Origin of the sequence: Pseudoxanthomonas broegbernensis (genome assembly GCF_014202435.1) — a bacterium.
Taxonomy (GTDB): Bacteria; Pseudomonadota; Gammaproteobacteria; order Xanthomonadales; family Xanthomonadaceae; genus Pseudoxanthomonas; species Pseudoxanthomonas broegbernensis.
In genome coordinates this window covers 4,415-10,370 of sequence record NZ_JACHGU010000017.1, presented here as the reverse complement: position 1 = coordinate 10,370, position 5,956 = coordinate 4,415, and the positions used below count along the sequence as shown (strand labels likewise).

Annotated in this window: 2 protein-coding genes; both read left to right on the top strand. The window is 75.0% G+C overall.

Translation table 11 applies throughout. The annotated features are described in order from the left end of the window. A partial coding sequence (locus HNR76_RS15055; RefSeq protein WP_183982352.1) for a ShlB/FhaC/HecB family hemolysin secretion/activation protein occupies positions 1 to 1,020 on the top strand: 1,020 nt, incomplete at its 5' end. Positions 1,021 to 1,050: 30 nt separating this feature from the next. Further along, a partial coding sequence (locus HNR76_RS15050; protein ID WP_183982350.1) for a two-partner secretion domain-containing protein occupies positions 1,051 to 5,956 on the top strand: 4,906 nt, incomplete at its 3' end.

Sequence of the window (5,956 nt, the reverse complement as noted above, 5' to 3'; positions counted from 1 at the left end):
CAGCGTGGGCGCGTGCGCAGCCATCTTTCGCTCGACGATGCCGGCAGCCGGGCCACCGGCAAGCTGCAGGCCGGCGCGACGCTTTCGCTGGACAACGGGCTGCACCTGAACGACCTGTTCTACGTGAACCTGGGCCGCGGGGTGTTCAACGGCGGGGGGCGGGAGACGTCGAGCTGGACGGTCCATTACGACCTTCCCTACGGCTACTGGCTGCTGGGCGCGACCGCGGGCGGCTACGAGTACGGGCAGACGGTGGCCGGCGCCTACGAGTCGTACGTGTACTCGGGCACCAGCGGCAATGCGGAGCTGCGCGTGGACCGCCTGTTGCTGCGCGACGCCGACAGCAAGACGGGGGTCCATGCGCGCGGCTGGCTGCGCCGGTCGAACAGTTTCATCGACGATACCGAGGTACTGGTCCAGCGCCGGCGCACGGCGGGCTGGGAGCTGGGGGTGTCCCACAAGCGGTTCCTGGCGGCCGGCGCGCTGGACCTGGGGCTGGCCTACCGGCGCGGGACGGGGGCGTTCGGCGCGCTGCACGCGCCGGAAGAGGCGTTCGGCGAGGGCACCTCGCGTTCGGGCGTGATCCTGGCGAACGCCCAGTGGGGCATGCCGCTGCGGTGGGGCGGGCAGCGCCTGCGCTACGCCGCGTCCTGGCGCGGGCAATGGAACCGCACGCCGCTGGTGCAGCAGGACCACTTCGCGATCGGGGGGCGCTACAGCGTGCGTGGTTTCGACGGGGAGAGTTCGTTGTCCGGCGCGCGCGGATGGTGGTTGCGCAACGACCTGGGCCTGGCGCTGGGCGGCGGGCAGGAGCTGTACCTGGGCGCCGATTACGGGCGTGTCGGCCGGACCGGTTCGCAGCGGTTGCCGGGCGGTCACCTGGCCGGGGCGGTGGTTGGCCTGCGCGGCGGCTGGCGCGGCCTGTATTGGGATGGGTTCGTCGGCGCGCCGATCCACGCCACTGCTGGTTTCCCGGCTTCCGGCACGGTCCTGGGCTTCAGCCTGGGCGGGTCGCACTGACCTCATCGAGATCGAGAAGGAACGAGATCCATGAATCGCATCTATCGCCTGGTGTTCAATCGTGTCCTGCGGGTGTGGCAGGTGGCTTCGGAGCTGGTGCGCGCCTCGCGCGGCGGGGCGGAGGCGGGCGGTGGGGTGGCGACCGCGGCCCTGCGCCCGGTCGGCTTCGCGATCTGGGTGGCCTTGGGGTGGGTGGGGCTGGTGGCCCCGGTCTTCGCCCAGCAGGGCAGGATCGTGGCCGACCCCAACGCGCCCCGCCACGAGCGGCCGACGGTGCTCCGGGCCCCCAACGAGGTGCCCCTGGTCAACATCGCCGGGCCCTCGAAGGCGGGGGTATCGCGCAACACCTACCGCCAGTTCGACGTGGGCCAGGAAGGGGCGATCCTCAACAACTCGCGCACCGAGACCTCGACCGAGCTGGGCGGCTGGGTGCAGGGCAACCCGTGGCTGGCCAACGGCACCGCGCGGGTGATCCTCAACGAGGTCAACAGCGCCGACCCCAGCCGGCTGTACGGCTACGTGGAGGTGGCCGGCCAGCGCGCCGAGGTGGTGATCGCCAACCCGGCCGGCATCCAGGTGGACGGGGCGGGCTTCATCAACGCCAGCCGGGTGACCTTGACCACGGGCGTGCCGGTGGTCGAGGGCGGGGTACTGGGAGGCTACCGGGTCGAGCGCGGGCAGATCCGCGTGGAGGGTGCCGGGCTGGACGCGAGCCGGGCCGACTACACCGACCTGATCGCCCGTTCCCTGCAGGTCAACGCCGGGATCTGGGCGGACCGGCTGCAGGCCAGCCTGGGCGCCCAGGCGGTCGGCGCCGACCGCGCGCCGGCGGCCGCCCTGCAGGGCGGGGGCGCTGCGCCGACGTTCGCGCTGGACGTGGGCGCACTGGGCGGCATGTACGCCAACAAGATCTGGCTGGTCGGCAACGAGCATGGCGTGGGCGTGCGCAACGCCGGCCAGATCGGCGCGCAGGCCGGGGACCTGGTGGTGACGGTGGACGGGCGGCTGGAGAACAGCGGCGGCCTGCAGTCGCTGCAGGACACCCGGCTGGCGGCGACGGGCGGGGTGGACAACAGCGGCACGCTCAGCGCCGAAGGCGTGCTGTCGGTCGATGCCGGGGCATGGCTGGACAACCGCGGCGGCACCCTCACGGCGCGGCACCTGGAGGTGGACGCCGGCGCGCTGCGCAACCAGGACGGATCGATCGTGCAGACCGGTGCGCAGGGGCTTTGGCTGCATGCCGGGACCCTGAGCAACCGCGACGGCGGCCGCATCGGGATCGTGGCCGCCGCGCCGCAGGAGGAGGCGCCGGACGATCCCCTGGCCGGCGGCCCGGCCCCCGAGGGTCCCGGTCCCGGCATCGATGATCCCGCGCCCGAGGCCCCGGGTTCCGATGACGGTTCCGTGCCCGATGTCCCGGCCGCCCCCGGTTTCCTGCGGATCGCCGGCACCTTCGACAACGACGGCGGCGCGATCCAGGCCGGCGGCGCGATCGCGCTGGAGGTGGGCAGCGGCCTGGACAACCACGGCGGCCACCTGGGCGTGGACCGGCTGGCGCTGGCGCACGGCGCGCTGGACAACACCGACGGCGAGCTGCGGGTCGCGGGCGACGTGGCGCTGGCGCTGGCGCGGGTCGTCAACGACGGCGGGCTCCTGGAAGCGGGCGGCGTGCTCGCCCTGGACGTCGGCGCGCTGGGCAACCGCGGCGGCACCCTGGTCCAGGCCGGCACCGGCGCGTCCACCCTGGCGATCGCCGGCACGTTCGACAACACCGACGGCACCGTGTTCACCCAGGCCTCGGCCCTGGACCTGCACAGCGGCGCGCTGCTCAACGAGCGCGGCCGCATCGAGCATGCCGGGGCGGCGGGGACGACCCTGCGCACCGGCCAGTTCGCCGGCCGCGACGGCACCGTGGCCACCGCCGGCGCCCTGGTGCTGGAAGCGGGCGCGGTCGATCACCGCGGCGCGGTCCTGTCCGCCGCCGGCCTCACCGTGGAGGCCGACAGTTTCGACAACGGCGGCGGCCTCGTGGCCAGCCACGGCGCCCTGGACATCCGCACCGGCGTGCTGGGCAACGTGGACGGCACGGTGCAGCAGGCCGGCGAGGGCGGGCTGCGCATCCATGCCGACACGGTGGACGGGGCCGGTGGCGGCCTGGTCAGCGAGGGCGCATTGGAACTGCAGGCGCGCACGGCGGACCTGGGCGGCGGCCTCACCCAGGCGGCCTCGATCGTGCTGGACACCGGGGAACTGGTGACCGCCGGGGGCGGGGTGATCGCCACCGGGGACGCGGCCCTGGCGATCACCGCCCGCGAGCGGCTGGACAACACCGGCGGCCAGATCCACGGCAACGGCGCCCTGCGTCTGGACGCGGGCACGCTGCACAACCGCGACGGCCTCATCGTCGCGGCCGGCGCGGCGGACAGCCGCGTCCAGGTGGCTGGCCGGCTGGACAACACCGGCGGCCTCCTGGCCACGGGCGGCGCGACCGAACTGCAGGCCGGGGAACTGGCCAACCGCGGCGGTACGGTGCAGGCGGCCGGGCCGCTCCGGGTCGAGGTGGCCGGGCGCCTGGACAACGCCGGTGCCGGCGTCCTGGCCGCCCGCGGCGGCCTGCGCCTGGAGGCCGACACGGTCGTCACCACCGACGGTGCCATCTTCAACGCCGGCAGCGGCGAGCTGACCCTGCGCACCCGGCACCTGGAGGGCGCCGGCGGCACCTTCGCCAGCGCCGGCGCGTTCGTCCTGGACAGCGAAACCGCCTACCTGCGCGGCGGCAGCGTGGCCGCCGAGCGCATCGCCATCGCCGCCGGCACCCTGACCACGGCCTACGGCAGCCTGACCGCGACCGGCCCCGAGGCCCTGCGGCTGGACGTGCGCCAGGCCCTGGACAACACCCACGGCGTCATCGCCGGCAACGGCGTGCTGGAGGTGTCGGCGCAATCGCTGGACAACCGGGGCGGCACCCTCAGCGCGGCCGGCGCCGGCGCCAGCCGCGTCGCCGTTGGCGGACTGTTCGACAATGCTGGCGGCACCCTGGCCGTGGCCGGCCAGGCGAGGGTGAGCGCCGGCGAGGTGAACAACCGCGGCGGCACCCTGGACGCCCGGGGGGCGCTGTACGTCGATGCCCACGGGCGCCTGGACAACGGCGGCGGCGGGCTGCTGGCGTCCGGGGGCGGCATGGCCCTGTCCGCCAACGTCCTGGTCAACACCGGCGGCACCCTGCGCCATGCCGGCACCGGCCACCTGTCGCTGGTGGTGGCCACCCTGGAAAGCGCCGGCGGCACGATCCTGAGCAACGGCACGCTGGCGCTGGATGCCCGCGATGTGGACCTGCGCGAGGCGACCACCCAGGCGCGCCACATCGCCATCGCCGCCGACACGCTGACCACCGCCGGCGGCACGCTGACCGCCACCGGGCGTGGCCCCCTGGTACTGAACGCCAGCGGCTGGATCGACAACACCGACGGCCGCATCGAGAGCAACGGTGCCCTGCGGCTGGACACCGCACACCTGGACAACGCCGGCGGCACCATCGCCGCGGTCGGCACCGACGCCTCCACGGTGACGGTGGCCGGCACCGTGGACAACACCGGCGGCACCCTGGAGACCGGCGGCGACACCACCGTGCGCGCGGACGAGCTGCGCAACGCCGGCGGCACCCTGCGGGCGGGCGGGAGCGCGGCCCTGCAGGTGGACGTGGATGGTCTGATCGACAACTCGGCCGGCGGCCACATCGCCGCCGGCGGCGACCTGCACCTGGCCGCCGACGTGCTGGACAACACCGGCGGCGCGATCCGGCATTCGGGCGAGGGCACCCTGGCCATTTCCGCCGACACCCTGGAGGGTGCGGGCGGCACCCTCGCCAGCAACGGCGCGCTGGCCGTGAGCGGCGAGGACGTGAACCTGCGCGGCGGCGACACCTCGGCCCGCCGGGTGACCATCGACGCCGGCACCGTGGTCACCGCCGGCGGCGTGCTGGCCGCCAGCGGGCCCGACGCGCTGGTGATCGGCGCGCGCCAGCGGCTGGACAACGCCGGCGGCCGCATCGCCAGCAACGGCGCGTTCCAGCTCCAGGCGCCGGTGCTGGACAACCGCGCCGGCACGATCGTGGCCGCGGGCATCCAGGACAGCATGCTCACCGCGGCCACCCAGTTGGACAACCGCGGCGGCGCCATCGTCGCGGCCGGCGACACGTTCGTGCATGCCGGGGACCTGTCCAATGCCGGCGGGCAGCTCCAGGCGGCCGGCCAGGCGCGCCTGCAGGTCACCGCCGACGGCCTGCTCGACAACGCGGCCGGGGCCCTCGTGGCCGGCGGCGACATGGCGGTGAGCGCGCAGCGGCTGGACAACACCGCCGGCGCCATCGAGCACGCCGGCGACGGGCGCCTGGACATCGTCGCGCAGGTGCTCGACGGCCGTGGCGGCACCCTTGCCAGCAACGGCGACCTCACCGTGCAGGGCGACCGCACCGACCTGGAGGGCGGCACCACCCTTGCCCGCGGCATCGTCGTGGACACCGGCGTGCTGACCACCGCCCACGGCCTGCTGCTGGCCACCGGCACGGACGCATTGTCGCTGGCGGTACGCGGCACGCTGGACAACGCGGCCGGCACCATCGCCGGCAACGGCACCCTGGCGGTGACGGCCGGCGCGCTGGACAACGCCGGCGGCTCCCTGAGCGCGGCCGGCACGGGCAGCAGCACGGTGGAGGTGGCCGGACGGCTGGACAATGCCGCCGGCACCGTCGCCACGGCCGGCCACGCCCGGCTGAGCGCGCACGACCTGGACAACCGCGGCGGCGTGCTGAACGCAGCCGGCGCCTTGCAGGTGGATGCGGGCGGCCACCTGGACAATGCGGCCGGCGCGATCGAAGCCGGCGCCGACCTGCGGCTGGCCGCCGCCCGGCTGGGCAATGCCGGCGGCACGATCCGCA